This window comes from Pseudomonas tremae (assembly GCF_023278125.1).
GTDB classification, from domain to species: Bacteria; Pseudomonadota; Gammaproteobacteria; order Pseudomonadales; family Pseudomonadaceae; genus Aquipseudomonas; species Aquipseudomonas tremae.
This window is the reverse complement of record NZ_CP066270.1, coordinates 1,018,170-1,043,013: the sequence shown is the minus strand read 5'-3', so window position 1 is coordinate 1,043,013 and position 24,844 is coordinate 1,018,170. Positions and strand designations below refer to the sequence as shown.

General features: G+C 58.2%; 23 protein-coding genes and 1 riboswitch. Of the genes, 8 read left to right on the top strand and 15 right to left on the bottom strand.

The annotated features are described in order from the left end of the window. Positions 1-313 precede the first annotated feature (313 nt). Together I9H09_RS04815 and I9H09_RS04810 are read left to right on the top strand one after the other, a co-directional pair. A complete protein-coding gene (locus I9H09_RS04815; protein ID WP_005891262.1) occupies positions 314-622 on the top strand; it encodes a hypothetical protein in 309 nt (102 codons plus the stop codon). Beyond that, entirely contained in the window at positions 619-1,116 is a 498-nt protein-coding gene (locus tag I9H09_RS04810; protein ID WP_054998059.1) for a hypothetical protein, read from the top strand. The genes I9H09_RS04815 and I9H09_RS04810 overlap by 4 nt, the downstream gene beginning before the upstream one ends. Positions 1,117-1,159: 43 nt before the next feature. Here I9H09_RS04810 and I9H09_RS04805 read toward each other — a convergent pair whose 3' ends face one another. Then, entirely contained in the window at positions 1,160-1,657 is a 498-nt protein-coding gene (locus tag I9H09_RS04805) for a flagellar protein FlhE (RefSeq protein WP_235662935.1), read from the bottom strand. A 269-nt stretch (positions 1,658-1,926) separates the two neighbouring features. Between I9H09_RS04805 and I9H09_RS04800 the strand changes: the two genes are divergently transcribed. Continuing rightward, on the top strand, positions 1,927-3,138 hold the full coding sequence (locus I9H09_RS04800; protein ID WP_005891257.1) for a glycosyltransferase family 4 protein: 1,212 nt from the start codon (positions 1,927-1,929) through the stop codon (positions 3,136-3,138). Here I9H09_RS04800 and I9H09_RS04795 read toward each other — a convergent pair. The 4 genes from I9H09_RS04795 to I9H09_RS04780 all read right to left on the bottom strand — a co-directional run bounded on the left by I9H09_RS04795 (position 3,107) and on the right by I9H09_RS04780 (position 5,814). Beyond that, complete coding sequence (locus I9H09_RS04795) at positions 3,107-4,210, bottom strand: NADH:flavin oxidoreductase (protein WP_005891256.1); 1,104 nt, start codon at positions 4,208-4,210, stop codon at positions 3,107-3,109. The two genes, I9H09_RS04800 and I9H09_RS04795, sit on opposite strands and share 32 nt — an antisense overlap. A 186-nt stretch (positions 4,211-4,396) precedes the next feature. After that, the gene (locus tag I9H09_RS04790) at positions 4,397-4,885 is read right to left on the bottom strand and encodes a glutathione peroxidase (protein ID WP_024670443.1); all 489 of its coding nucleotides are present in this window, start codon (positions 4,883-4,885) and stop codon (positions 4,397-4,399) included. A gap of 129 nt (positions 4,886-5,014) precedes the next feature. Then, a complete protein-coding gene (locus I9H09_RS04785) occupies positions 5,015-5,500 on the bottom strand; it encodes an FKBP-type peptidyl-prolyl cis-trans isomerase (protein WP_005891250.1) in 486 nt (161 codons plus the stop codon). A gap of 149 nt (positions 5,501-5,649) precedes the next feature. Then, positions 5,650-5,814, bottom strand: a complete 165-nt coding sequence (locus tag I9H09_RS04780) for a hypothetical protein (protein ID WP_155495993.1) — start codon at positions 5,812-5,814, stop codon at positions 5,650-5,652. Positions 5,815-5,894: 80 nt separating this feature from the next. Between I9H09_RS04780 and pta the strand changes: the two genes are divergently transcribed. Together pta and yihG are read left to right on the top strand one after the other, a co-directional pair. Beyond that, the gene (gene pta, locus I9H09_RS04775) at positions 5,895-7,985 is read left to right on the top strand and encodes a phosphate acetyltransferase (RefSeq protein ID WP_005891247.1); all 2,091 of its coding nucleotides are present in this window, start codon (positions 5,895-5,897) and stop codon (positions 7,983-7,985) included. Positions 7,986-8,047: 62 nt separating this feature from the next. Next, a complete protein-coding gene (gene yihG, locus I9H09_RS04770) occupies positions 8,048-8,965 on the top strand; it encodes a 1-acylglycerol-3-phosphate O-acyltransferase, YihG family (protein ID WP_024670445.1) in 918 nt (305 codons plus the stop codon). A gap of 121 nt (positions 8,966-9,086) precedes the next feature. Here the strand turns inward: yihG and I9H09_RS04765 are convergent, their stop codons facing one another. Beyond that, a complete protein-coding gene (locus tag I9H09_RS04765) occupies positions 9,087-9,776 on the bottom strand; it encodes a YiaD family glycine zipper/OmpA-like lipoprotein (RefSeq protein WP_024670446.1) in 690 nt (229 codons plus the stop codon). 449 nt (positions 9,777-10,225) lie between these two features. On the opposite strand from I9H09_RS04765, the gene I9H09_RS04760 reads away from it, so the two are divergent. Further along, entirely contained in the window at positions 10,226-11,422 is a 1,197-nt protein-coding gene (locus I9H09_RS04760) for a cyclic di-GMP phosphodiesterase (protein WP_053931902.1), read from the top strand. A gap of 12 nt (positions 11,423-11,434) precedes the next feature. On the opposite strand, the gene I9H09_RS04755 is transcribed toward I9H09_RS04760, so the two are convergent. The 5 genes from I9H09_RS04755 to I9H09_RS04735 all read right to left on the bottom strand — a co-directional run bounded on the left by I9H09_RS04755 (position 11,435) and on the right by I9H09_RS04735 (position 20,535). Next, on the bottom strand, positions 11,435-14,167 hold the full coding sequence (locus tag I9H09_RS04755) for a winged helix-turn-helix domain-containing protein (protein ID WP_122329481.1): 2,733 nt from the start codon (positions 14,165-14,167) through the stop codon (positions 11,435-11,437). A 221-nt stretch (positions 14,168-14,388) separates the two neighbouring features. Beyond that, positions 14,389-15,753, bottom strand: a complete 1,365-nt coding sequence (locus I9H09_RS04750; protein ID WP_054997685.1) for a DUF1329 domain-containing protein — start codon at positions 15,751-15,753, stop codon at positions 14,389-14,391. Positions 15,754-15,780: 27 nt separating this feature from the next. Beyond that, complete coding sequence (locus I9H09_RS04745; RefSeq protein WP_054997684.1) at positions 15,781-17,718, bottom strand: DUF1302 domain-containing protein; 1,938 nt, start codon at positions 17,716-17,718, stop codon at positions 15,781-15,783. Between the two features lie 308 nt (positions 17,719-18,026). Further along, complete coding sequence (locus I9H09_RS04740) at positions 18,027-19,709, bottom strand: fatty acid--CoA ligase (RefSeq protein ID WP_122346323.1); 1,683 nt, start codon at positions 19,707-19,709, stop codon at positions 18,027-18,029. Between the two features lie 193 nt (positions 19,710-19,902). Then, positions 19,903-20,535, bottom strand: coding sequence for a LysE family translocator (locus I9H09_RS04735; RefSeq protein WP_005891236.1), 633 nt, complete (start codon positions 20,533-20,535; stop codon positions 19,903-19,905). A 261-nt stretch (positions 20,536-20,796) separates the two neighbouring features. Between I9H09_RS04735 and I9H09_RS04730 the strand changes: the two genes are divergently transcribed. Both I9H09_RS04730 and I9H09_RS04725 read left to right on the top strand, forming a co-directional pair. After that, positions 20,797-21,795: a methyltransferase gene (locus tag I9H09_RS04730; RefSeq protein ID WP_024670451.1), complete on the top strand. Its 999-nt coding sequence runs from the start codon at positions 20,797-20,799 to the stop codon at positions 21,793-21,795. 39 nt (positions 21,796-21,834) lie between these two features. Beyond that, a riboswitch (yybP-ykoY riboswitch) is annotated at positions 21,835-21,973 on the top strand. Between the two features lie 69 nt (positions 21,974-22,042). After that, the gene (locus tag I9H09_RS04725) at positions 22,043-22,627 is read left to right on the top strand and encodes a TMEM165/GDT1 family protein (RefSeq protein ID WP_005891234.1); all 585 of its coding nucleotides are present in this window, start codon (positions 22,043-22,045) and stop codon (positions 22,625-22,627) included. A gap of 53 nt (positions 22,628-22,680) precedes the next feature. Here I9H09_RS04725 and I9H09_RS04720 read toward each other — a convergent pair whose 3' ends face one another. From I9H09_RS04720 to I9H09_RS04705, 4 genes are all read right to left on the bottom strand, one after another. Continuing rightward, entirely contained in the window at positions 22,681-23,499 is an 819-nt protein-coding gene (locus tag I9H09_RS04720) for a M48 family metallopeptidase (RefSeq protein WP_005891233.1), read from the bottom strand. Between the two features lie 184 nt (positions 23,500-23,683). Further along, on the bottom strand, positions 23,684-24,313 hold the full coding sequence (locus I9H09_RS04715; RefSeq protein ID WP_005891232.1) for an SOS response-associated peptidase: 630 nt from the start codon (positions 24,311-24,313) through the stop codon (positions 23,684-23,686). Positions 24,314-24,342: 29 nt separating this feature from the next. Continuing rightward, on the bottom strand, positions 24,343-24,603 hold the full coding sequence (locus I9H09_RS04710; RefSeq protein WP_005891231.1) for a putative signal transducing protein: 261 nt from the start codon (positions 24,601-24,603) through the stop codon (positions 24,343-24,345). Continuing rightward, the gene (locus I9H09_RS04705) at positions 24,603-24,785 is read right to left on the bottom strand and encodes a CPXCG motif-containing cysteine-rich protein (protein WP_005891229.1); all 183 of its coding nucleotides are present in this window, start codon (positions 24,783-24,785) and stop codon (positions 24,603-24,605) included. The genes I9H09_RS04710 and I9H09_RS04705 overlap by 1 nt, the downstream gene beginning before the upstream one ends. Between the last annotated feature and the right edge of the window lie 59 nt (positions 24,786-24,844).

The following is a 24,844-nucleotide window of genomic DNA, read 5'->3' as shown; positions in this document are numbered from 1 at the left end:
TCCTTCTGAAAAGGGGCCGACTCTATCAGACCAACAGAAACCCTGCAAAAAAGATAAACATAAAGACGTTTCCTACAAAAGAAAACTCCAAGTCTCACAATCAAAGCCAAAAGCTAATAAATGGCTGCCGGCAAACTGTTGCCGCTAAAGACCAAACGTTGCCAGCGTTTCAAAAAGTGTTATGTAGTCCGTTTCTGTAGGCTAACTAAATCAGCATCCCTCCCGCTTGACTCAAGTGTGTAGTACTCAACCAATTATCTATATTGGCATTGCGCTTGCTCTATTGCCTCTAAACAACAGGAGCTGTAGAACAATGGAAAACACCGTAAATATTGCAACAGCCAACACAATCAACACAATCAACACCACCCGACCTGCCGGTCTCGAGACCATCCCGCAATCGCGATCAGATAGGTTTGCTCAGATATTGAGAGATAGACACGCTCAGGAAGAGGAAAAATCTTCGGTTGCAGATCCCGCAGCACTCGGCAAGCCAGCGACGCCGCGCTCGACTCGCTTCATGAATACCATGGATATCAGCCAACGCAGATCCGCTGTGGAGGACAAAGACTTCTTTCCTATGCCCGCAGCAATGGAAAGCAAAAGAGGAACGCTGAAATGACCTGCAGTAGTCCCACGCCGTTTCTGAATGTTACACCGTTGGGGATACGCCAAAAAACAACATCACTTACCACCACATCGACACCTGGAATCTTCGCTAACGCGCTCCAAAAAGCCATCCACGATAAAGAGACGCCCCATTGCGGAAAGACAATTTTCCGAGGGGGAGAGCTCAGGCACAAACTGATGGCACAAGCTGAAAACAACCCAAATGAAGCAAGCTTCCTTGCCAAGCAATATGCTCACAACTCATTGAATGGTGAAGGTGTGGATCTATCTGATTATCCTGTCATTCGTTACTGTGCCACTGGAGAAATCGTGACACCCGAGTCAAGCGCTTACTTCCAGAAAACAGAGCGCTGGATGCAGAGAGAGAGAACAACTCTTTATGAAGAGGAATACTTGAAAGGTACGCCTGCTGCTAAAATTCTTGAGAAAATATTAAACTTTAATGACGCTCTTCCTGAAGCATTCCGAGACATGGCAAATTGGTAGCATGAGTGCCCTCCCCTCCTGAGGGGAGGGCAACTTTGAAGAATCACCAATCGACAGTGATTCGTCCTTGTTGTCCAGCTACAGGGACCCTTCCTGCATTTCCAATCTTCATCGTGTAATAAAACTTGCGACTTGCCAACTGATTATCGAAAAACGCTGTGGAGCCCGTTCGCTGGCGTGAGACGTTCAAGCACAAGCTGTCCCCTTGACACAAATGGACCTCAAGCCGCTGAGGCCAACCCGCCACGTTCCAGTTCCAACTGACATTTTTGATCGCTGCCGCCGCAGGCGCATGCCTGCTCACTGGCAGCTCGGCAGTGTGAAGGTAGCCCTTTGAATGAATAACCGGCAGAGCGACCGATGATTGATAGTTCCCAGCCAATGCAAGATTTGAACAGGCTAAAAGCGCCAAAGCCATTCCTGAGGCCGAACGAACCCGCTCCAACTTTTTAGTGTTGAATTTTATTTTATTTTCCCAAATTTTTTGGTACGCAAGAGCAACTGAAAAATCAGTCTTTCCAGTTCGAAAGTAACGAACCACAAAGTTCGATGACCAGACATTACTAGGGAGACGGATAATATCAACACCTGTTCAAGCGAACTACATACCTTTAGGAAAGCATTTAAATATTTGTAGGACACCACCAAAACCAATCGTGGACTTTATAGAAAGCCATTTACAGCCACTATTTTTCCCTGTTAGCTATTCAGCGCAGTTTTAAACCAGCTTAACCCTCTTGCCAACGCCCCATCACCAATCCATCACACAACCGCCACATAACCGAAATATAACCAGCCGAAACTGCTCTCATGAGCCAATTTCTTAATGTCACCCTTATCACTGAAACCTTCACTCCCGAGATCAACGGCGTTGCCAATACACTGGGGCGGCTTTGTGACGGGTTGCGGTTGCGCGGGCACCGGGTCGAGCTGGTTCGCCCACGCCAGAGTGAAGAGCTTCTTTCTGGCGCGGCCGACGACCTGATGTTGTGCCGGGGCTGGCCGATACCCGGCTACCCAGGGCTGCAATGGGGTCAGTCTTCGATGCACAAGCTCTTGCGGCGCTGGCAGCGGCGTCGGCCTGACGTGTTGTATATCGCCACTGAAGGCCCGCTGGGGCTATCGGCGCTGAGGGCTGCGCGGCGTCTGGGGATTGCGGTAATCAGCGGTTTTCACACCAACTTCCCGCAATACACTCAACAGTACGGCATGGGTTTCATAACCCGCCTGCTGACGCACTACCTTCGCTGGTTCCACAACCGTTCGCGCGTCACGCTGGTGCCGAGTATCAGCCAGAAAGTCGAGCTTGAGCGTCGCGGCTTCGAGCGGATAGAGCTGTTATCTCGCGGCGTGGACAGCCAGCTGTTCAGCCCGTCGAGGCGTTCGCAGACGCTGCGCGACAGTTGGGGGCTGCAAGCGAACGATGTGGGAGTCCTGCATGTCGGGCGTCTTGCGCCGGAAAAGAACCTGGGCTTGCTCAAGGCCAGCTTCGAAGCGCTCAAGGAAAGCTACCCGCAGCGCACTCTCAAGCTGATCGTGGTCGGCGATGGACCACAGCGTGCCCAGCTCGAACAACAGATACCCGACGCGATTTTCTGCGGGACTCAACGCGCAGAAGTATTGGCGACGCACTATGCCTCGGGTGATATGTTTCTGTTTCCGAGCCTGACCGAAACGTTCGGCAATGTGGTGCTCGAAGCGCTGGCGTCAGGGCTGGGTGTCGTGGCTTATGACGAAGCGGCTGCCGGGCAGCACATTCGTCATGGGCATAACGGCGCGTTGGCGATGCCGGGCGACGAGGCCGCATTCATAGACGCCGCCCGCTGGATGCTTGAAGACAGCGAAACCCTGCGCCGAGTGCGCCTGAATGCACGGCAGCATGCTAGCCGCCAAGGCTGGACGGCTATCATCGATCAGTTCGAACGACAATTGCGCGAGGCATGCCCAAGCGCAAATACCAAAGAGATCAGACCGGTGCGCGGGAAAAGTATCAGACCAGTGTCGTCAGTGCCTCTCGACTGAACGGCAGAATGTCCTGCTCACGCCCGTCGCGGACTTTGACGGCCCAGTCCGGGTCGACCAGCAGCGCCCGCCCTACCGCCACCAGGTCGAACTCGTCGTTGCCCAGCCGCTCAAGCAGGTTTTCGAGACTGGCTGGCTGGGCGACCTTGTCAGTGTTGACCATAAACTGCAGAAATTCGCCATCCAGCCCTACGCTACCAACGGTGATGGTCGGCTTGCCGGTCAGCTTGCGTGTCCAGCCTGCCAGATTCAATTCGGAGCCTTCGAATTCAGGCTCCCAGAAACGTCGGGTAGAACAATGGAAGATATCCACGCCTGCCTCAGACAATGGCTGAAGAAATTCGCCCAACGCTTCAGGTGTCTGCACCAGACGCGCGGTGTAGTCCTGCTGCTTCCACTGTGAGAAACGGAAGATGATCGGATAATCAGGCCCTACAGCCGCGCGCACGGCCTTGATCAGCTCGATGGCGAAACGCGAACGGTCGCCCAGGCTGCCGCCGTACTCATCAGCGCGCTGATTGCTGCCCTCCCAGAAGAACTGATCAACCAGATAACCATGAGCGCCATGGATCTCCACACCATCCATGCCAATAGCCTTGGCATCGGCTGCCGCCTGGGCGAAAGCAGAGACAACTTCATCGATGTCCTGTTTGCTCATGCCATGCACCAGTACCTGACCGTCCTTGATTTTCTCCATCGGTCCATAAGCAGGCACGCTGCCATCCGGCTCTGTGCCGAGACGACGAACCGCGCCCACATGCCAGAGCTGCGGTACGATCTTGCCGCCCTCGGCATGGACAGCGTCGACCACTTTTTTCCAGCCGGCCAAGGGCGCCTCACCGAAAAACTGCGGAACGTTCGGGTAGCCGTTGGAAGCCTTGTGATTGATCGTCGTGCCTTCGGTCACGATCAGGCCAACCCCTGCCGCCGCTCGACGCCGGTAGTATTCGACCACATCGGAATTGGGCACATGCCCCGGCGAGAACGACCGGGTCATCGGCGCCATCACCACCCTTGAAGACAACTCAAGACTGCCCAGACGAAAAGGTGTGAACAAGGCTTCTGCCGACATGCGGAACTCCAAGGGGAAAAGAGTCTATGACTACCAGCGGAACGCGCCAGAGTAAGACGCGCAGGGTATCGCTGGGCGTATGCAGTGGCCCAGTACTATTGATTTAGATGATTTTGGTTCAGAAGCCGGTATGACCGGTATGAGTAGGTCAGTCGGGCGAGCAGGATTGCCTTCCCGACCAGGTATTCAGCTGTGCGCCAAGGCCTTTTCGATCGCCTGGATCACGGCAGCATCGTCTGGTGGTGTGCGTGGCGAGAAACGTGCGCTGACACCACCATTCTTGCCAACCAGAAACTTTTCGAAGTTCCAGGTGATATCCCCTGGAAATTCGGCCCCCTCGCCTGCCAGCAAACGGTAAAGCGAATGCCGATTTGGCCCGTTGACTTCGAGCTTTTCGCCCAACGGGAAGGTCACGCCATAGTTGAGCTGGCAGAATTCGGCAATTTCCTGCTCGGTACCCGGTTCCTGTCCGGCGAACTGGTTGCAGGGCAGCCCCAATATCACCAGCCCCTTGTCCTTGTACTGCTGATACAGGTTTTCAAGCGCCGCGTACTGAGGTGTAAGCCCGCATTTGGAGGCAACGTTGACCACCAGAACAACTTTGTTCTTGAAATCAGCCAGTGGCAGTTCCTGACCACCCAGCGCCTTCAATTTGATGTCGTGAAAAGCACTCATGAGAACCTCTTTTGAAACAAGTAGCCCTCGGCCACAACTTTAAAAGGCACCCTGGCCGAACGCGTAACGAAATCGTCATCGCAGAACAGCCAGGGCGCCTTTTCAGTGACCTGAGCCTGACAGCAAAAATCAGTGCTGATGGCCGCCTTCACCGTGAACGTGGCCATGAGCCATTTCTTCTTCACTGGCGTCGCGAATGGCCACGACCTTCACGTCGAAGTTCAGGCGCTGACCAGCGAGCGGGTGGTTGCCGTCAACGGTAACATCATCACCGTCCAGATCACGAATGGTCACGATCTGCATCTGGCCATCGGGTGCCGATGCATGGAACTGCATGCCGACTTCCAGTTTGTCGACACCTTCGAACATGCTGCTGCTCAGGGTGCTGACCAGTTCGGCGGAATATTCACCGTAGGCATCTTCTGGTTCGACGGCAACTTTCAGTTCGTCACCGACGTCCTTGCCTTCAAGGGCTTTTTCGAGGCCCGGGATGATGTTGCCTGCACCTTGCAGGTAAACCAGCGGCGCACCACCGGCAGAGCTGTCGATGACCTCACCAGCGTCGTTGGTCAGGGTATAGTCAATGGAGACAGCCTTATTGGCGGCGATCGGCATGGGGACAAGACCTTTTGCTTAAGATTGAAGAATGATCAAGTTTAACCAAGCCATCGCCCGAAAGCGAACGCAACTCTGACGGACGGCCCGGATTGGAAAGTTCAACTGTTTTCGATTGGAGACAGGACGAGCAAGCCTGCTGAAATGCGCTACTGTCCTGCTGCCATATGCAGCGCCAACTTCAGTCGCAACGCTGGCAGGTGCCTGCTCCGATCCAGTACCCGGTGCGCAGCGACAGGTGACTGGCAGGCCTTGCGATGCGGCAGTGTGCGAATGCCGCAGATAACGATAATCTTGCCGACGAGAATTCGCACCAGACGATTTCCAGACTTTTTTGGCCAGCCGCTGTTCCATATCTGCTGCGCCCCTTGCACTGCCCAATCGAGAAGCCCGTATGCAGACGTTTTTTATCGCCCCCACGGATTTTGGTGTGGGGTTGACCTCCATCAGCCTCGGCCTGGTGCGCACCCTGGAGCGCGCAGGCCTGAAAGTGGGCTTTTTCAAACCGATTGCCCAACCGCACCCCGGTGACTTGGGGCCAGAGCGCTCGACCGAACTGATGGCCCGAACGCATGGGCTCAAGCCGCCCAAGCCTCTGGCACTGTCGCATGTCGAGCGCATGCTGGGTGACGGTCAACTGGACGAGCTACTCGAAGAAATAATCAATCTTTATCAACAGGCAGCTGTCGGCAAGGATGTGCTGGTCGTCGAAGGCATGGTGCCGACTCGCAGCGCCAGTTACGCCGCTCGGGTCAACCTGCACCTGGCCAAGAGCCTGGATGCCGAAGTCATTCTGGTTTCGGCACCGGAAAACGAAGTGCTGACCGAGCTTTCGGGGCGGGTCGAACTGCAGGCCCAGCTGTTTGGTGGTCCCAAGGACCCGAAGGTGCTTGGCGTGATCCTCAACAAAGTCCGCACGGACGAGAGCATGGCAGTTTTCGCCGCGCGCCTGAAAGACCACTCGCCGCTGCTGCGTAATGGCGATTTCCGGCTGCTGGGCTGCATCCCCTATCGCGCCGAACTGAATGCACCGCGCACCCGCGACGTGGCCGAACTGCTCGGCGCGCAGGTACTGAACGCGGGTGACTACGACCAGCGACGCATGTCCAGAATCATTATCTGCGCGCGCACCGTGCTCAATACCGTCCCGCTGCTTAAGCCAGGTGTGCTTGTGGTCACGCCGGGCGACCGCGACGACATCATTCTGGCCGTGAGTCTGGCGGCCATCAACGGTGTCCCGCTGGCGGGCCTGCTGCTGACCAGCGATACCCTGCCCGACCCGCGCATCCTGGAACTGTGTCGGGGCGCGCTCCAGGCCGGTCTGCCGGTGCTGTCTGTCAGCACCGGCTCATATGACACGGCGAACCGCCTCAATCAGTTGAACAAGGAAATCCCTATCGATGACCGCGAACGCGCGGAAAACATCACCGATTTCGTCGCCAGCCATCTGGATGCCGGCTGGCTGCACCAGCGTTGCGGCACCCCGCGCGAGCTGAGGCTGTCGCCTGCTGTGTTTCGCTATCAGTTGATCCAGCGCGCACAGACGGCCAACAAGCGCATCGTCCTGCCGGAAGGCAACGAACCGCTGACCATTCAGGCTGCAGCAATCTGTCAGGCCCGCGGTATCGCTCGTTGCGTGTTGCTGGCCAGGCCCGAGGAAGTGCAGGCGGTGGCCAGGGCGCACGGTATCGAGTTGCCGCCAGGGCTCGAGATTCTGGACCCCGAGGTGATTCGCGAGCGCTATGTGGCGCCGATGGTGGAACTGCGCAAGAGCAAGAGCCTGAACGCGCCGATGGCCGAGCAACAGCTTGAAGACCCGGTGGTGATAGGCACAGTGATGCTCGCGCTCGACGAGGTCGACGGGCTGGTGTCAGGCGTTGTTCATTCCACCGCAAACACCATCCGCCCGGCCCTGCAACTGATCAAGACCGCACCGGGCTGCACGCTGGTTTCCTCGGTGTTCTTCATGCTGTTTCCCGAGCAGGTGCTGATGTATGGCGACTGCATCATGAACCCGCACCCGAGTGCCAGCGAGCTGGCCGAAATTGCCCTGCAAAGTGCCGACTCGGCGACCGCGTTCGGCATCTCGCCGCGCGTGGCGATGATCAGCTACTCCAGCGGCAACTCGGCCAGCGGTGAAGAGGTCGAGAAGGTCCGTGAAGCGACTCAGCTGGCACGGGAAACCCGCCGTGATCTACTGATCGACGGGCCTCTGCAGTATGATGCCGCAGCCAATGAAGACGTCGCCCGGCAACTGGCGCCGGACAGCCCGGTGGCAGGACGCGCGAATGTCTTCGTGTTCCCGGATCTGAATACCGGCAACACAACGTACAAGGCGGTTCAGCGCAGTGCCGACTGCGTAAGCCTTGGGCCGATGCTGCAGGGGCTGCGCAAACCGGTGAACGACCTGCCCCGCGGCGCGCAGGTTGATGACATCGTCTACACCATCGCACTGACGGCCATACAGGCCGACACACTTTCCTGATACACACCGAGATGCCGCAGGACAGCCTGCGGCGCTCGACAACTTCCGGAGCACTGCCTGTCATGGATTTCCTGCCTGCCCCACTGCGCGGCGTCATTGCTTCGCTGCTGTTGGCGCTGAACACCATCGTCTGTTGTTCGGTGCTGTTCGTGGTCGCCATCTTCAAGCTCTGCCTGCCCTTCTCCGCCGCCCAGCGTTTCACCGACTGGTTGATGAGCCACATCCATGAAACCTGGATCGGCACCAACAATGCCTGGATCAGACTGCTTTGCCACACCCGCTGGCACCTGAGCGGCCTGGAAGGGCTGGATTACCAGCACTCGTATCTGGTCACCAGCAACCATCAGAGCTGGGTGGATATCATGGTGTTGCAGTACGTACTCAACCGGCGCATCCGCCCATTGAAATTCTTCCTCAAACAGGAACTGATCTGGGTGCCGGTGATTGGCCTGGCATGGTGGGCCCTGGGTTTTCCGTTCATGAAGCGCTACTCCAAAGCGTATCTGGCCAAGCACCCGGAAAAGAAAGGCAAAGACCTGGAAACCACCCGCCGCACCTGCGCGAAGTTTCGTCATAACCCGGTAGGGATTTTCAACTTTGCAGAGGGCACACGCTTTACAGCCGGCAAACACGCGCAGCAACAATCGCCCTTCCGTCATCTGCTGAAACCGAAGGCTGGCGGCATTGCCTTTGTGCTTGATGCGATGGGCGAACAGCTGGCATCGATCATCAACGTGACCATCCACTACCCCGGCGGACAACCCGGTTACTGGGATCTGCTGTGCGGCAACGTGAAGGAAGTCGTCGCCCACTTCGAAGAAATCAAAATTCCGCAGGAGTTTCTAGGCAAAAACTACGACCAGGATGGCGAGTACCGTCTGGAATTCCAGCAGTGGATCAATGCATTGTGGGAAGAAAAAGACCGACTGCTGGACAGGCTGCACGAGCAGTACCCAGAGCATCGCGGCGCAGACGTGTGACGTAGAGCGTCACCAAGAGCACTCCGCCCCCTGAGTGTAGGCCTGAACCGGCCCGTGCTCCGCGAGAGGCTGCAATTACAGAGGCGCTGCGTCCGCTCTGAGGCGAACGCAGCGGCGCGTGTCAGTACTGCTGGCCAGGGATCGGCTTGAGGTTGACTTCTACGCGGCGGTTCTGGGCGCGGCCGTTGACGTCGGCGTTGCTGGCGATCGGTTGATCAGGCCCTGCACCGCGCACTGAAAGGTGAGTTTGATCGACGCCTTGGGATGTCAGGTAGGTAGCCACGCTCTGGGCACGTTGCTGTGACAGGTCCATGTTGTGCTGACGGCTACCGGTGCTGTCGGTGTAGCCGACAATTTCAATGTTGTTCTGGTTGAACTGCTTCAGCGAGCTCGCCAGGTTGTTCAACGGCGAGTAGAAGCTGCTGGCAATCGCCGAAGAGTCGGTCGCGAAAGTGATATTACCCGGCATGATCAGCTTGATCTGGTCACCCTGACGCTGCACCTCTACCCCGGTATTGGCCATGCTCTCACGCAATGCAGCTTCCTGCTTGTCTGCGTAATAGCCATAACCTGCGGAAGCAGCGCCCGCAACAGCGGCGCCGATCAATGCGCCCTTGCCACGATGGTTGTGGTCGATGGCCGCGCCAGCGACAGCACCAGCCAATGCGCCAAGCCCACCGTATTTGGCTGTTTTGCTCATGCCACCGGAGCTTTGCGCCTGTCCTTGATTGTCATAGGGGTTGGATGTCGCACAGCCCGAAAGCATGGCAACGGCAGTGGCAACAATAATCAAACGACGCGAGGTAAACATTCAGGAGCTCCTGGTTTTGACGAACGCTGGTAACCGGATTAGAGCATGCCAACTGTCAAAAATTCCTTAACCCCGGCTGAACCGCCCGCCGTACGGGCTTTCAGGCCCCTATTGGCAGCAGCGAAGTGCTGGTCATCAGGGATCGGGGCGCCAGTCAGAGACCAGGACATTTGCGCAAGCATGCCATCTCAGAGACGTGCGCGCGTGGCGTTACATTGCGCAGAATGTGAAGCTTTCGAGGAGTGATCGGCAGGCCGTAAATAGACATGATTTTTTACCTGACCGCCCCGTATACTGGCAGTTTGAGATCGTCATGATCAGTGCACTCGGTGAGGTGAAATCATGTCTATCCATAACGGGCACACACTGCGCACACCCTCCGGCGGTCGGTTGCATACACGCTGTGTCGCACCTTGCACGCTCATGCCTCTGCACGCGGGTCCCTGATCATGTTGAAAAAAATTCCCGTTAGCCAGCTTGTTCTGGGCATGCACATTCACAAATTCTGCCGTCGATTGACCAATGACCCTTTCTGGACGAGTCTGGTCGACGTCATGCTCGATGATCCCGAGGTGTTGAAGCGCATTAAAGCCTCGGGCACCAAGGAAGTCTGGATAGAAACCGGTAAATGTCGCGTCATCGAGCCACCTGCCGCCGGCGGTTCTTCCGAGCTTGAGACATTTGTGTCTGATACCGACCCGGTCAGCCTCGACAAGGAGGTGCTGCGCGCCCGGATGATCTGCGCAAAGGCAAGAGACGCGGTCATGCACATGTTCACCGAAGCCCGCATGGGCAAGGCGATGAACGCAGAAAACATGCAATTGCTGGTCGAAGAAATATCCAGCTCCATCTTGCGTCACCCCCATGCGCTGATCAGCCTGTCGCGCCTGAAGACGGCCGACGAATACACCTACATGCATTCAGTGGCCGTTTGCGCGCTGATGGTCGCACTGGCCAGGCGCATGGGCATGCCGGACGAACAGATACGTCAGGCGGGCGTGGCCGGTCTGATGCACGATGTCGGCAAGATGATGATTGACCCGGACGTGCTCAACAAACCCGGGCGACTGACCCATGAAGAATTCGAGCTTATCAAGGCTCACCCGGAACTGGGTGTGGGCATCCTCAACAACAGTCAACCGGTCGCGGAAGCGGTGGTGGATGTGTGCCTGCATCACCATGAAAAAGTCGACGGCACAGGTTACCCACACGGCCTGCAAGGCGATCAGATCAGCATTTTTGCGCGTATGGGCGCGGTTTGCGATGTGTATGACGCCATCACCTCAGAACGCCCGTACAAAAAAGGCTGGGGCGTTGCCCATTCGATTCGCCAGATGGCCACCTGGAAAGGCCACTTTGATGAAGCGGTATTTCAAAGCTTCGTCAAGACCGTGGGTATCTACCCTGTCGGCACGCTGGTGAGACTGGAAAGCGGACGTCTGGGCATAGTGATCGACCAGAGCGGCCAGTCCTTGCTGAAGCCGATCGTGAAGGTGTTCATGTCAGCTCATACCGGCAAGACTTTTGCGGCACAGATTCTTGATCTGGAGGACCCCGCAGAACACGACGTGATCGTTAAAATCGAGTTGCCCGCTGACTGGGGGCTGAAGAACATTGATGCAATGTGGGCAGGAAGCCCAAGCTGATCCGACCGTCCGTTACCCTAGCAGGCCCAGAATCTTCGCCCGCGCCACCGCCTGTGTGCGCCGCTCGACCCCCAGTTTGCTGTTGATGTGGCTGGCGTGAGTCTTGACGGTGTGCAGGGAAATGAACAGCTGCTCGCTGATTTCCTGATTCGAGCAACCTTTTGCAATCAATTGCAGCACACCCAGTTCACGCACGCTGAGGCAGTCGCTGCCATGAGCAGGCTCAGGCGTCAGCGGTATGAAACACGCAGGGAATTTTTCCAGCAGCGCATTGCGCACTTTGCAAGGCGGCGCTTGCAGCAACTGCTCGTGCAGCCACTGGGCATGTTCGCCAAGCAGCGTTCTGAACGGCAAAAGCGCCCCACCGGCAGCCGCATGCAGGCAGCGCAGCAGTAACCCCCGAGCCTCGTCGAGACGCGACTGACCCAGCAAAAGGTCGATCTGCTGAGTCATGGCGATCAACTCGAGCAGTTGCGCACCCACGCACCGCGCACGCTGCTCAAGTGCCTGCAAGCGCTGTTCGCTGGTAACACTATCGCCCTGCGTTCGTTCCAGCACGGAACGCTGCAGTTCAATGTGTTGCGGCAACTGCGGATGACACTCCGGGGCTGCGACACCCAGGCCGCCGTTATAGGTCTGGGTCAGACGCAGCAGCCACGCCTCGGCCAAGTCACTACGTCCCTGCAGCAACCACAGCTCGCATTTGACCAGCGTGATCATGGCCAGGTAGTAGACAGGCGGCACATCCCAAATGTGCATCAGCCGCTCGGCCTCGGCCAGTTCGGCGAACGCTTCGGAAAACCGGCCATCGCAACCGTCCATTGTGGCAATCACGCAGTGCCCTATCAGCACACTGATGTCTCGACAGGCACGCGCTTCGGCCAGCCCGGCCAGTAACAATACCCGCCCTTCGCTAACCTGCAGACGCAGTGTCGATAAATAGCCTTCATACAGCGTCAGGCGTGCACGCACGGCATACAAGCGCACAGTGGAAAGCCCTTTGAGGCGCTGCAGACCGCGCCGAACTTCCTCCAGCGCGCGAAGTACCTCGCCCCGGGCCTGCAGGACTCTGGCGCGGTCATAATGCGCCAGGGCTTCGAACAGCGGATTGGCGACCCTCTGGGCCAGCTCGAGCGCATCTCGGTTCAGCACCCTCGCTCGCCACAGGTCGCCCTCTGCAACCGCCAGGTTGGCCAACGTCGAAAGACAGACCAATCGCTGTCCGTAACGTTTTTCAGGCAGGCTCAGCAAGGCTTCGGCGCAATAGCGTCCGGCCTGCTCACTGTCGCCGCGTCCCCGCGCAATGACACCGCTGAGGGCCAGCCATTGAGCGAGCATCGATTTTTGAGCAGTTGCCGAAGGCGCAGGTAGAAACCGGCTCAGTTGATTGGCCAGTTCCTCGGCAGCATCCAGTTGACAGGCCAGCCCCAGCGCCCATGCGTAAAGGACGATCAAGCGCGGGGTACTGGTCAGCAGCTCATCCGGCAGGTCCATTTTCCAACGCAGTAACATGCCGACATTCTGCTCGGCCAGCAGTTGTTCTTCAGAAAGGTTCTGCACCAGATTGGCCGCAACGTCCAGATGCCCTGCGCGCAGGGCCTGTTCGACCGCCTCGTCGAGCAGGCCCTGAGCACTGAACCAGCGGCAGGCATTCAGGTGCAGACGAGTGGGCTGCGGGCCTGCTGCCTGTCGCGCGCGCAAAAGATCGGAAAACAGGTGGTGATAGCGAAACCAGTGGCCCTGCTCGTCCAGCGGCACGAGAAACACTTGATGCGCCTGCAGGTAGCGCAGTATTTCGCCGCTGTCATGGGTGTCCCGCGCCGCATTGCACAGCTCGGCGCAAAAACGCTCCAGACAGGCAGTGTCGTACAAAAAAGCCTGAACATCGGCTGGCAGGCAGTCGATCACTTCTTCAAGCAAGTACTCGCGAATCAATACCTCACTGCCACGCAGCGCCTGCGACAAGGCGCTTTCGTCGTCAGCTTCGGAAGCTGCCAGCAACCAGAATCGCAAACCGGCCACCCAGCCTTCGCTGCGCTGAATGAGGCTTTGCAGCGCCTCGCCGTCCAGCGAACGACCTGGCCGGGCCAGCACGGCAACGGACTCCGCATGGGTCAGGCGCAGGTCCTGTTCATTGATTTCAAGCAACTGCCGGGTCAGACGCAAACGTGCAAGGTGCCACTCCGGACGCTGCCGACTGGTGACCATCACAACCAGGCCGACCGGCAGGTGGTTGAGGAAGAACTGCAAACAGCGGTCAAGCACCGGGCCTTGAGCCAGGTGGTAATCATCCAGCACCAGCAACAGCGGTTTGCTCAACAGCAAATGCAGGGCCAGCTCGTCGAGCAGGCTGTCGAGCCATTCTTCGAATGCGAACGGCTGATGACGCTGACGCATCTTCACCAGCCCCATCGCCTGGGCGCCCAACTGTGGAAACAACTGCTGAAGGCTAGCCAGAAGCCGCTCCAGAAAACGGCCAGGGTCGCTGTCGCGTGCGCTCAGTCCGAGCCACACGTTTTGCCATTTACCCGGCAGCCCCTCACAGAACTCGACTGCCAGCGAACTCTTGCCGAAACCGGCCGGGGCGCACACCAGCAGCAACCGACCGCCCAGCCCCTCGTCGAGGCGCTGGCACAGGCGGGAACGGGGAACGTAACCTTCGGGAAGTGGTGGGCGAAAAAAACGCCCCTCCAACGCAGGAATCGCGCTGTCTGTGAACCCTTGCATTCGGGACAGATCAGTCATGGCCGGCTCGTGTGGGGATCAGTGTTTCGGCATCGCGGTGTTCGGAGACTAGCGGTTAAATCTGCACTTTTGAAAGTTCATCACCGAAAAGACTGTAACAAAATTCCTACAGCTTATAAGGCCGATACACAGGCGCAAAAAAGCCCCATTCAAGGGGCCTTCCTGTGTATCGGTCACTGATCGGCCTGCGGCCTGTATCGACCTGCGTTACAACCCTCTGCTCAACGCACGCCTTCCTGACGCAGCGCGTTGGGGGTGAAGTCGCTGGTACCGGCCGTGAAGCCGAACTCATAGGCCTTCTTCTCTTCGTTTTTCATGCCCAGCGCCACGTAGCGACCGGACTGCAAGTCATACAGGGTCTCGATCGCGTACCACGGCACCTGCTTGTCGTAGTAGTTTTCGGAGTGCGCTTCAGCCACGCGCCATAGCTGACCTCGCCCGTCGTAATGGTCGATGACTGCAGCCTGCCAGGTGTCTTCGTCGATGAAGAAGTCACGCTTGGCATAGATATGCCGCTGACCTTCCTTGAGGGTGGCGGTCACGTGCCAGACGCGGCGCAGTTCATAGCGTGTCAGGTCCTGGTTGATATGGCCGGCCTTGATGATGTCGGCATACTTGAGCGTCGGGTCGTCCAGCTTGTGGCTGTTGGCTGCGATGTACATTTCCTGCTTGCCAATCAGCTTCCAGTCGTAGCGGTCAGGGGCACCGTTGTACATGTCCAGATTATCGGAGGTCCGCAACCCGTCGGACGCCGTGCCCGGCCCATCGTAGGACACCTGCGGCGCGCGGCGCACACGTCGCTGACCGGCGTTGTACAGCCAAGCCGAGCGAGGTTCGGCCACCTGATCCAGGGTTTCGTGTACCAGCAGCACACCACCGGCCAGACGTGCCGGGGCAGTCACTTCCTGCTTGAAGTAGAACAATACGTTGCCTGGATTTTTCGGATCGAAATCCCTCATCTTGTCGCGGAACACGAACTGGTCGGAGAAGTACACCAGGCTGTAGGAGCCGTTCGGCTGCGGAGTAGCCTGGGTAACCAGACGCTTCACGCTGCCGCCGCGGTAACGGGTAATGTGGTTCCAGATGACTTCGACACCGCTGGCAGGAATCGGGAACGGAACAGCCGTATCGAAATTCTCGAGACCACTGCCGCCACCGACCAGCTTGCTGGTGGTGGCGTTTCTCTTGATCGCAGCAAACACTTCATCCGGCACTGTGGCACCGCGATGAGTCGGATAAACCGGGATACGGTAGCTGTCCGGGTAACGTTTGAACATGGCGTATTGGCCAGGCGCCAGCTTGTCCTTGTATTGCTCGACGTTGGCCGCCTTGATGATGAACAACGGTTTTTCACTGGCGTAAGGGTTGGCAAGAAAACCGCGGCTATCGACCGCCCCGGCGTTTTTCGGCATCGGGCTCCAGGCTGAAATCGTATTGGCGGCGTTACCGGCCTTTTCCGCCCCCATGGGTGTCAGGGCTGTACCCAGCTTTGCCGCGTCCGATGCGGACACCGCCGCCATCACCCCGGTGGCCAGCAATGACAGCCCCAATACACCGGCTTGCAACAGATTTTTTGTTATTTTCATGTTCGTCGTCATCCTGAAAACATGTGCTTAGAAGTTCATGCCAAAGCTGAGCGCCACGAAGTCCCGGTCATCGACGGTGGTGTATCTGCCGTCAAAGAAGTTGGTGTAGGAGAGGTTCGCGGTGTAGGTGTTCTGGTACTCGGCGTCAAGGCCGAGGCTGACGGCCTTGCGTCCTTCTTCGAAGTTGCCACCAGGGCCGGGCGAATAACCCTTCACATCATGTGACCAGGCAACACTGGGCTTGAGGTTGACCCCGGCAAAAACGCTGTTGTAATCCCAGATGGCGCGCCCGCGATAACCCCAGGAGTTGGACGTGGTGAAGCCGTCGTCTTCGCAGTAACGGGTCAGGTTGTTCTGCTCGGCACCAGTCAGCGTACCCGCGTTCAGGGTTGCGCACTGGCCGCCCGGCAATGGACCCGGCCCATAAACGGGGTCGCGGCCGTAGCGGATTTTCGAGGTGCTTTCGAGGCCACCGACGTGAGTCCAGCCCACTTCGCCCACCAGGGTCAGACGCTCTGCGCCCATGACCTGATCGAAAAACTGGGTGAACGTGGTCTGCAGCTGGGTGATTTCCTTGCGCCGGTAGCCGGGCTGATCGGTATTCGGTTGCCCGTTCAGCAGCGATACATTCGGGTTGAGCGGGGAAATGCCGGAATACAGGATGTCGGTTGTATTGACCTGAATCGGTGCGTTCGGGCGGTAGCTGATCTCGCCGCTCCACGCGGTGCCGGTAGGCAAGGTGGTCGAGAAGCTCAAACCATACAAACGGATGTCTTCAGGGTATTCGACGTAGTAGCTGGAGTTGCCCGCCACCACCACCGGCAGCAGGGTCGGGGCAAGCGCTGCAGCAGTGCTTGCAGGCAGACCGTTGCGCACCAGCGAGCCGACCAGCCCTTGCGGGCTGAACGATGCAGCCGAGCCACCGCGTCCACTGAAAATCGGCGCACGGCTGTGGTAGTTCATCATGTAGGCACCGAACTCGGTGTCCAGCGGTTCGTAGTTATAACGCAAGGCAAACCCGAACTGGCCACTGTCTCGCGCATCGCGGTCAGGGCCACGGCGCACGACGGCGCCTTCATCCGGGTTGCCGAACACCACGCCCTGCTGCGACAGCGAGTTGAACACTGCACCACGCGCACCCGCCGGCAGTCCGGCGGCACTCAACGAACTGTTCAGGCCGCTGCGGCTGCGCAGTACCGCGAGGTTGTTGTTGCAGCCATCGGCGATCACGTCCGGCTGCGAGAAGAAGGTGCCGCAGTTGTCGACGACCGTCTGGTCCCATTCCAGCTGATAAAAGCCTTCGGCCGACAGGTTGTCGGTCAAGCTCTGGGACAGGTAGAACATGTTGACCGGAATCAGGCCTTCCTTGATTTCCGAACCTGGACGCCGAAAGGCCGAGACATCGACCGGGTTGACGCTGTTGATCCCCCCCTGGATGAAGGTACTTTCGCCCCAACTGATGACCTGCTTGCCGAAACGCACGGCGCCCGGTTGATCCGCGATCGAATAGTTGTGATACACAAAAGCGTCGAGCAGCTGGAACCCGGAGGACTTGGCACCCTCTTTACGGCCTGAATCGCTGATGTCCTTGAACTCGCGATTTTCATCCTTAAGCTCGAAGTCATACCAGTACTTACCGCGCAGAAAAACACCGGTATCGCCGTATTTCAGTTCCAGATCATGAATACCCTTGAATATCTTCGAAAACGTCTCTCCACGCTTGAAATTCAAGTGACCATCATCGGAGGTCTGCGACAACCCACGCCCGCCATTGTTGGCACCAATCAGGTTTTTGTTGGCGTTTTCGGTCGACCAGCTGGCGCCCACCGACAGCGAGGAGTCAAAGCTGCCTTCGATCTCGCCAACGTTGAATGTCACGCCGAACGCCGGGCCGGCCAGTGACGAAGCAAGGCTAACGGCCAGCGGCAGTTTTGCCCGGCGCCAGAAGGGGTATGTGGTTGTCATCGACGCTACTCCGTGTGTTTTATTGTTATGGCCGTGGGATAACTCAAAACCGACTCGGTCATCGAATCAACTCACGTTGCCAGGTCCGCTCTTGCTCGTTCCCTGTGCCGACTATAGCCAGCAGGGCTGGCCACTAGATCACTCTAAAGTGTGATTTGCAGGACCAGCGCGTCTGGCCCGCCCGTTTCCGGGAAGGCACGCAAAGCGTATGGCGGGGAGGATGGCTGAAATTGAAAATTTGGCAAGTCACCGATCAGAACCTGCGGCGCAGACACGCGCCGCACCAGCAGCTACGGCTGACACCGGCGTCAAAGGCTGGAAAGAAACGCGCTGTTGTTATTTTGCCAGTCTGCGATATCCAGACGCATGCGCTTTTTATCAAGCTTGCCGACGCTGGTCTTGGGAATTTCCGTAACAAGCGCGATCTGGCCGGGAATGGCCCACTTATTGATGTGACCTTGCTCGACAAAAGGCTTGAGATGCTCTTTCAGCCCCTTGGCATCCAGCTGATGACCGTCACGAATCACCAGCAAGGCGAAGGGTCGTTCGCCCCATTGCGGATCGGCTATTCCCACCACCGCGACCTCGCGAACCGCAGGATGTCGGCTGCACAAATCCTCGAGTTCCAGAGAAGAGATCCACTCGCCTCCGGTCTTGATAACGTCCTTGATACGATCTCGAATATCGATGAACCCCATGCCGTCCAGCGTGGCCACATCGCCCGTGCGCAACCATCCGCCCGCCCACAGTTCGGCACCTTTCTCGGGTTCACGGAAATAGCTTTCGGTCAGCCACGGTGCGCGCAGCACCAGTTCGCCCTGGGTTTCGCCATCGGCCGGGAGAAAATTACCTTGCTGATCGATGATCGCAGCATCTACCAGCATCCCCGGAACGCCAGCCTTGATTCGGTAGGTTATCTGCTCGTCTTCACTGCCGGCCTTCAGCTCTTCGTTGATGTGCGCCACTGAAATCAGGGGGCCGGTTTCCGACATGCCATAGGCGGCAGTGAGCTGAATGCCCTTGGCCTTGGCCGCCTGATACAGGCTGCGGTTCAGTGAGCTGCCGCCAATGACGATTTTCCAGCCGCCGAAATCGACGTCCTGAGCAGACTTGGCGTTGAGCAGCATTTGCAGGATGGTCGGCACACAATGCGAAAAAGTGACCTTCTCTCGGCGCCACAGCTCTACCAGCAACTCAGGCTCATAACGGCCTGGGTAGACCTGTTTGAGGCCCAGCATGGTCGCTGCATACGGAATGCCCCAGGCATGCACGTGGAACATCGGCGTAATGGGCATGTAGACATCATCGGTGCCGAGCAGCCGGGTGCTGTCGATGCAACCCATGATGGTTGCCACGCCCAGCGTGTGCAGGACCAGTTGGCGGTGGGTGAAATAGACGCCCTTGGGATTGCCGGCGGTGCCAGTGGTATAAAACGTGGTCGCGACCGAATGCTCGTCGAAATCCTCGAATTCGTAGGTGGGGCTGGCTGCAGCCAGTAACGCTTCATACTCGCCAATCAGATTGGGCAGCTCGGCGGTCTTTTCCGGCTGATCGGTCAGCAACAGGGTCTTTTCGACGGTGCTCAGGTGTCCAGACATCGCCTGGTAAAGCCCCACGAACTCACTGTTGATCAGCAACAGGCGGTCATCAGCATGATTGATGGTGTAGGCGATTTGCTCCGCAGAGAGCCGAACGTTGACGGTATGAATCACCGCACCAATCATCGGAATCGCGAACATGCACTCCAGATAACGGTGGCTGTCCCAGTCCATGACGCCCACCGTATCGCCGGCTTTGACACCTGCGGCAGTCAGTGCGTTGGCCAGGCGGCAGATGCGCTCGTTGAGCGTCGCATAGGTGTAGCGAACGGAATCACGGTAGACAATTTCACGCGTCTTTTCATAACGGCTGCCGGACAACAACAGGCGTTTGATCAACAGAGGGTACTGGTAAGCGCCATCGGCTGGCGGAAGAACGCGAGTCTGTAACATATGGGTACCTTTTTCAAAGTCCACGGGCAAGGCTGGAAATATGGACTCTAGAGCCGTCGGCTGCCATCGGAATCGCTCAAAGGTATGATTTTTTGAAGAGCATCGACCTGACGTTATGCTGCCTCGAATGGGCCTTCGGGCGCAGCGGCCCGGCCTGCGCCCCGGGAGACGAAGGCCCTCTGGCCTGTACGTTTCAATGCACCTCGGTGAGTGCCAGCTTGATCCCCAGCGCGACCAGTACACCGCCCATGATTCGGTCGAACCAGTGCCCCATGCGCGCGAAACCGGCACGCACCCGCGCCTGACTGAACAGCCGCGCCACAAGGCAGAACCAGAAGGCCGTTGCTATCGCGAGGTAAACGCCATAGCCGCCCTGCACCAGCAGCGGCGTGTGCGGGTTGATCACCACGGTAAACAGCGACAGAAAAAACAGCGTCGCCTTGGGGTTCAGGCCATTGGTGACAAAGCCACTGATGTAGGCGCCGCGAGCGGTGCGCTCGCCAAGGACGGCCTTGGTCAACGCCTCGTCATTCGCCGCAGCCGGTTTGGCGCGCAGGGCCTTGATGCCGATGTACAGCAGGTACGCGGCGGCAGCCCACTTCAGAGCGTTGAACAGCACGATGGACTGGGAAACGATAATCCCGATGCCCAGCAACGAATAACCCACATGCAGGAAGATGGCCGAGCCAACGCCAAGCGCCGCCCAGGTGCCCGCCTTGCGCCCGTGCGTCACGCTTTCCCGCACCACGACCGCGAAGTCGGGGCCGGGACTGGCGACGGCCAGCAGGTGGATTAGCGCGACGGTGAGAAATTCTGCCAAATACATGTGGGACCTCCTGGAGGGTTCAAGTCTGACTCGGCAGATTACGCTGTCTGATGCCTGCCTAAAAGGTGCCAGCCTTTTTGCGACGCAGAGCGTCGTGAACGGTATTCCCCCGCTGAGCGTGAGGAACGATAACCTCTACTATCGTGCGACGTTATTTCGGACGCCTGTCGTGTGACGCTAAGCGTCGGCATGCCGTTCTGGACGCTCTGCGTTTGCCCCGCCGTATCCTGTTAGACTGCGCGCTTTTTCAGGAGCCAGTCCATGGACCCGCGCAGTGAAGTGTTACTCCGTCAGCCCGAGCTGTTTCAAGGCCCGCTGTTGCTGGTCGGCTTGCCCGCCGACGACCTGCTCGGAAAACTGCCGGATGCGCGTGGATGGTGCTGGCATGCGGGCGATCAAGCTGCGCTGGACGCGCGTTTCGAGGGGCGCGTCGATTTCGGCGTCGAGGTTCCACAGGCTGCTTTTGATGCCGCCGTACTGTTTCTGCCCAAAGCCCGTGACCTGACCGATTACCTGCTTAACGCGCTAGCCGCCCGCCTCGACGGACGTGAATTGTTTCTGGTCGGTGAAAAACGTGGCGGGATCGAAGCCGCCGCCAAACAACTCAGCCCCTTCGGACGCGCGCGCAAACTCGACAGCGCCCGCCACTGCCAGCTCTGGCAGGTCACCGTCGAACACGCCCCGCAAGCCGTTGCACTGGAAAGCCTCGCCAAGCCCTACCATATCGAACTGCAGGATGGCCCTTTGACAGTCGTCAGCCTGCCGGGCGTGTTCAGTCATGGTCGTCTTGATCGTGGCTCGGCGCTCTTGCTGGAAAACATCGACAAACTGCCCAGTGGCAACCTGCTCGACTTCGGTTGTGGCGCCGGCGTGCTCGGCGCAGCGGTCAAGCGCCGCTACCCGCACAACGAAGTGATCATGCTCGACGTGGATGCATTCGCCACCGCCAGTGTGCGCTTGACCCTTGCCGCCAATGGCCTGGAAGCACAAGTCCTGACCGGGGACGGAATCGATGCCGCACCGATGGGTTTGAACACCATTTTGAGCAATCCACCGTTCCATGTCGGGGTGCATACCGACTACATGGCAACAGAAAACCTGCTGAGAAAAGCACGCCAACATCTGAAATCAGGTGGCGAACTGCGCGTGGTTGCGAATAACTTTCTGCGTTATCAGCCACTGATCGAAGAGCATGTAGGGTTCTGCCACGTCAAGGCTCAAGGCAATGGTTTCAAGATCTACAGCGCCAAACGCTCTTGAAAATAAGCGCTTGCCCAAACGTATTCGCGAAGGCAGAATCCGCTCCGTCCTAGGGGAGTAGTCTCCCACGAGCGCCATGCTCGTCCGGCACGTATCAACATACTTGGTCCTCAGACCATGGTACGTGCGACCCGGAATCCGCTCAGACGGATCAGTGGTTTGACCAGACCTATGACACGAACACCTTACCCGGGGCGGGAAGGCTGTACGTGTCATAGCCGTGTCGACCCGCCCCCAAGGAATCCTGATGCTGGAATCATTTTTGGTCCCCACCGCTGTCGTCGCACTCGCCGAAATCGGTGACAAGACGCAGCTGCTAGCGCTTGTTCTCGCCGCACGCTTTCGCAAACCCTGGCCGATCATCGCCGGCATTGTCGCCGCGACACTGGCCAATCATGCGGCAGCTGGCGCTGTGGGCGCCTGGTTCAGCACGTTCCTTTCCGACGCAGTCCTGCACTGGATTCTTGCCGCCAGCTTTACCGCCACGGCGCTGTGGACACTGGTCCCGGACAAGATGGACGATGACGAGGCCAGCACAGCGCGAAAATTCGGCCCGTTCATGACCACGCTGATAACGTTCTTCATCGCCGAGATAGGCGACAAGACGCAGATCGCCACCGTCATGCTGGCGGCGCAATATTCGCACCTGTGGCTGGTCATTCTCGGCACCACCATCGGCATGCTGCTGGCCAATGTCCCGGTAGTTCTGGCGGGTAATTTTGCAGCCGACAAGTTGCCGCTGACGCTGATCCGCCGTCTGGCGGCGTGCGCGTTTTTCGTATTGGCACTGGTGGCTGTCTACAAGGCGATGCAGGTCAGCGGCTGGGTTTGATCGGCACTGCAAGGACGCTGCGGCGAATGCCGCAGCGCAGGACAATCATTCAATCAGGACTTGGCAGCCTGCTGATACAGCGGCATCACTTTGGGGATCGCCGCCTGCAGTGAAGAAATACGACTTTCCGACGCCGGGTGAGTGCTCATGAATTCGGGCTGCGAACCGCCTGAGTTCTGAGTCATTTTCTGCCACAGGGTAATGGCGGCGTTAGGGTTGTAACCGGCACGCGCGGCCAGCTCCAGACCAATCAGGTCGGCTTCGTTTTCGTTACTGCGGCTGTTGGGCAGCGTCAGGCTGTAGTTCACCACGGTGTCGGCCAGCGCCAGGCTGTCCTGACCAAGCCCCAACAAGGCGCCAGCACCCTGCTTGGCCATCGCCACACCGTATGCCTTGGACATCGCTTCGCGGCCATGCTCGCGCAGGGCATGAGCAATCTCGTGGCCCATGACAGCCGCAAGTTCATCGTCAGTCAGTTTCAGGGTGTCGATAAGACCGGTGTAAACGAAGATCTTGCCACCAGGGCCGCAGTTGGCGTTCAGCTCGTCACTTTTGATCAGGTTGACTTCCCACTTCCATTGCGCCGAGTCGGGCCGCAGTTTCGGGGCCTGGGCAATCAGCCGATCCGCAATGGCGTGGACACGTTTGGCGTTGGCGCTGGTGGTATCGAGGATACCTTTGCTGGTCGCCTCACCCACCGTCTGCTGATAGGACTGAGCGTACATCTTGTTGACTTCATCGGTGGAAAGCATGCTGAACATGTACTGTTTGCGCTCCACACCGACCGAGTCGCCACTGGTGGTATTGACTGCCTGGCACCCGCCGAGCAGCAACGCAGCGCTCAAGGCACAGAGGGCAAATGACTGACGCATGGTGAATCTCCTTGTTTGTGAAACGGTCATTCCCGGGGCAGACCTCCGCGCCAGATACAGACCAAATGGCATGTTCGGTTTCGAGAGAGGTGGAAGGTTCCCGGACGTGTGTGCACGTTTGTATCAGATGCGCTTCGAGGCGGATATCGGATTTGTTTTATTCGCCGCTTTTAGCCCTGCTCGCCTAACTCAAGGGAGTCAGGCATTCGGGGGCGTCGAGCTTGGGGTCGTTGACCAGGTTCGCCAAGGGACGTTCTCTGAGGGCAAGCTGCGGCGCGGCCAGCAACGCCTGAAGGGTCGGGAGCGGAGTGTCGGCAGCCAGCCAGTCTTTCTGGCCTTTGGCATCCAGGATCAGCGGACGGCGCTGGGTCGCGGCGGCCTGGGTGACCACAGCCACACTCAGATACGTGTGCCCCTGCACCGGATATGCTTCCCAGATAGCAGCAAAAAACAACGCGGCGCCCTCGCCCGGCGTCAGCCAGAACGGGCGCTTGCGCACTGTGCCACGCCACTCGTAAAAACCATTGGCCGGGAGCAGGCAGCGGCGGTGGGCAAATGCGTCGCGAAACATCGGCTGCTCGGCGACGGTTTCGGCACGCGCATGAGCGGGAGTTTTCGACAAGTCGGTGAGCCAGGCCGGGGTCAAACCCCAACGGGCTCGAACCAGTTCTATCCCCTGATCGTTTTCGGCAGCGCGCATGATCAACACCCAGTCCGCTGGCGAAATGTTCCATTGCGCCTTCTGGTCAGCCGGAAAACCGGGCAAGGCAGCAAAGGCAGGGGTCCAGCGAAACAGGGCGAAGCGTCCACACATGGGGGCTAATCAGACTCTTTTGAGGGTGCTCAGCACACCAGTACATCGGGAAAATCATCCGGCTCATCGCCAGACACGGGCGAAGCGCTATTGTACGCAGTGATCAGCTCACGCGCCCGTTCGACCTGCGCATCTTCCACCTTGATTGCCAGAAGCCCAAGCCCTGGCAGCTCGCCCATCGCACCGAGCAGGTCACGGCCGGCCAGATGCGCCCTGATGCCCTCACTGGCGAGCATTGTCTGCAGCAATTCGGCCTCCATCAGGTTCTCGGGCTCGTAGATTTTCTGCATCATTCGTTCTCGCTGCGAACATCCAGATTCCAGTCCTGGCCATCGGTCTGCAGATCGAAAATGATCGGGCGGCAACACACCGGGCAGTCCTCGATGTACTGCTGATCACCACCCGACAAGTCCAGCACCGCCTCGACAGGTTCGCCGCAATAAGGGCAGTCGTAGCTCTGTAATTCCTGCATCAGGGTCTCCGGGATCAGTTATGCGTATAATTGGCCTATTCTTCAGACGGCTGTTTTAA

What these genes read in the sequence shown, in the direction of transcription:
- I9H09_RS04815 (WP_005891262.1), top strand. Translation starts at nt 314, where the DNA reads ATGGAAAACACCGTAAATATTGCAACAGCCAACACAATCAACACAATC.
- I9H09_RS04810 (WP_054998059.1), top strand. Translation starts at nt 619, where the DNA reads ATGACCTGCAGTAGTCCCACGCCGTTTCTGAATGTTACACCGTTGGGG.
- I9H09_RS04800 (WP_005891257.1), top strand. Translation starts at nt 1,927, where the DNA reads ATGAGCCAATTTCTTAATGTCACCCTTATCACTGAAACCTTCACTCCC.
- I9H09_RS04795 (WP_005891256.1), bottom strand. Translation starts at nt 4,210, where the DNA reads ATGTCGGCAGAAGCCTTGTTCACACCTTTTCGTCTGGGCAGTCTTGAG.
- I9H09_RS04790 (WP_024670443.1), bottom strand. Translation starts at nt 4,885, where the DNA reads ATGAGTGCTTTTCACGACATCAAATTGAAGGCGCTGGGTGGTCAGGAA.
- I9H09_RS04785 (WP_005891250.1), bottom strand. Translation starts at nt 5,500, where the DNA reads ATGCCGATCGCCGCCAATAAGGCTGTCTCCATTGACTATACCCTGACC.
- pta (WP_005891247.1), top strand. Translation starts at nt 5,895, where the DNA reads ATGCAGACGTTTTTTATCGCCCCCACGGATTTTGGTGTGGGGTTGACC.
- yihG (WP_024670445.1), top strand. Translation starts at nt 8,048, where the DNA reads ATGGATTTCCTGCCTGCCCCACTGCGCGGCGTCATTGCTTCGCTGCTG.
- I9H09_RS04765 (WP_024670446.1), bottom strand. Translation starts at nt 9,776, where the DNA reads ATGTTTACCTCGCGTCGTTTGATTATTGTTGCCACTGCCGTTGCCATG.
- I9H09_RS04760 (WP_053931902.1), top strand. Translation starts at nt 10,226, where the DNA reads ATGTTGAAAAAAATTCCCGTTAGCCAGCTTGTTCTGGGCATGCACATT.
- I9H09_RS04755 (WP_122329481.1), bottom strand. Translation starts at nt 14,167, where the DNA reads ATGACTGATCTGTCCCGAATGCAAGGGTTCACAGACAGCGCGATTCCT.
- I9H09_RS04750 (WP_054997685.1), bottom strand. Translation starts at nt 15,753, where the DNA reads ATGAAAATAACAAAAAATCTGTTGCAAGCCGGTGTATTGGGGCTGTCA.
- I9H09_RS04745 (WP_054997684.1), bottom strand. Translation starts at nt 17,718, where the DNA reads ATGACAACCACATACCCCTTCTGGCGCCGGGCAAAACTGCCGCTGGCC.
- I9H09_RS04740 (WP_122346323.1), bottom strand. Translation starts at nt 19,709, where the DNA reads ATGTTACAGACTCGCGTTCTTCCGCCAGCCGATGGCGCTTACCAGTAC.
- I9H09_RS04735 (WP_005891236.1), bottom strand. Translation starts at nt 20,535, where the DNA reads ATGTATTTGGCAGAATTTCTCACCGTCGCGCTAATCCACCTGCTGGCC.
- I9H09_RS04730 (WP_024670451.1), top strand. Translation starts at nt 20,797, where the DNA reads ATGGACCCGCGCAGTGAAGTGTTACTCCGTCAGCCCGAGCTGTTTCAA.
- I9H09_RS04725 (WP_005891234.1), top strand. Translation starts at nt 22,043, where the DNA reads ATGCTGGAATCATTTTTGGTCCCCACCGCTGTCGTCGCACTCGCCGAA.
- I9H09_RS04720 (WP_005891233.1), bottom strand. Translation starts at nt 23,499, where the DNA reads ATGCGTCAGTCATTTGCCCTCTGTGCCTTGAGCGCTGCGTTGCTGCTC.
- I9H09_RS04715 (WP_005891232.1), bottom strand. Translation starts at nt 24,313, where the DNA reads ATGTGTGGACGCTTCGCCCTGTTTCGCTGGACCCCTGCCTTTGCTGCC.
- I9H09_RS04710 (WP_005891231.1), bottom strand. Translation starts at nt 24,603, where the DNA reads ATGCAGAAAATCTACGAGCCCGAGAACCTGATGGAGGCCGAATTGCTG.
- I9H09_RS04705 (WP_005891229.1), bottom strand. Translation starts at nt 24,785, where the DNA reads ATGCAGGAATTACAGAGCTACGACTGCCCTTATTGCGGCGAACCTGTC.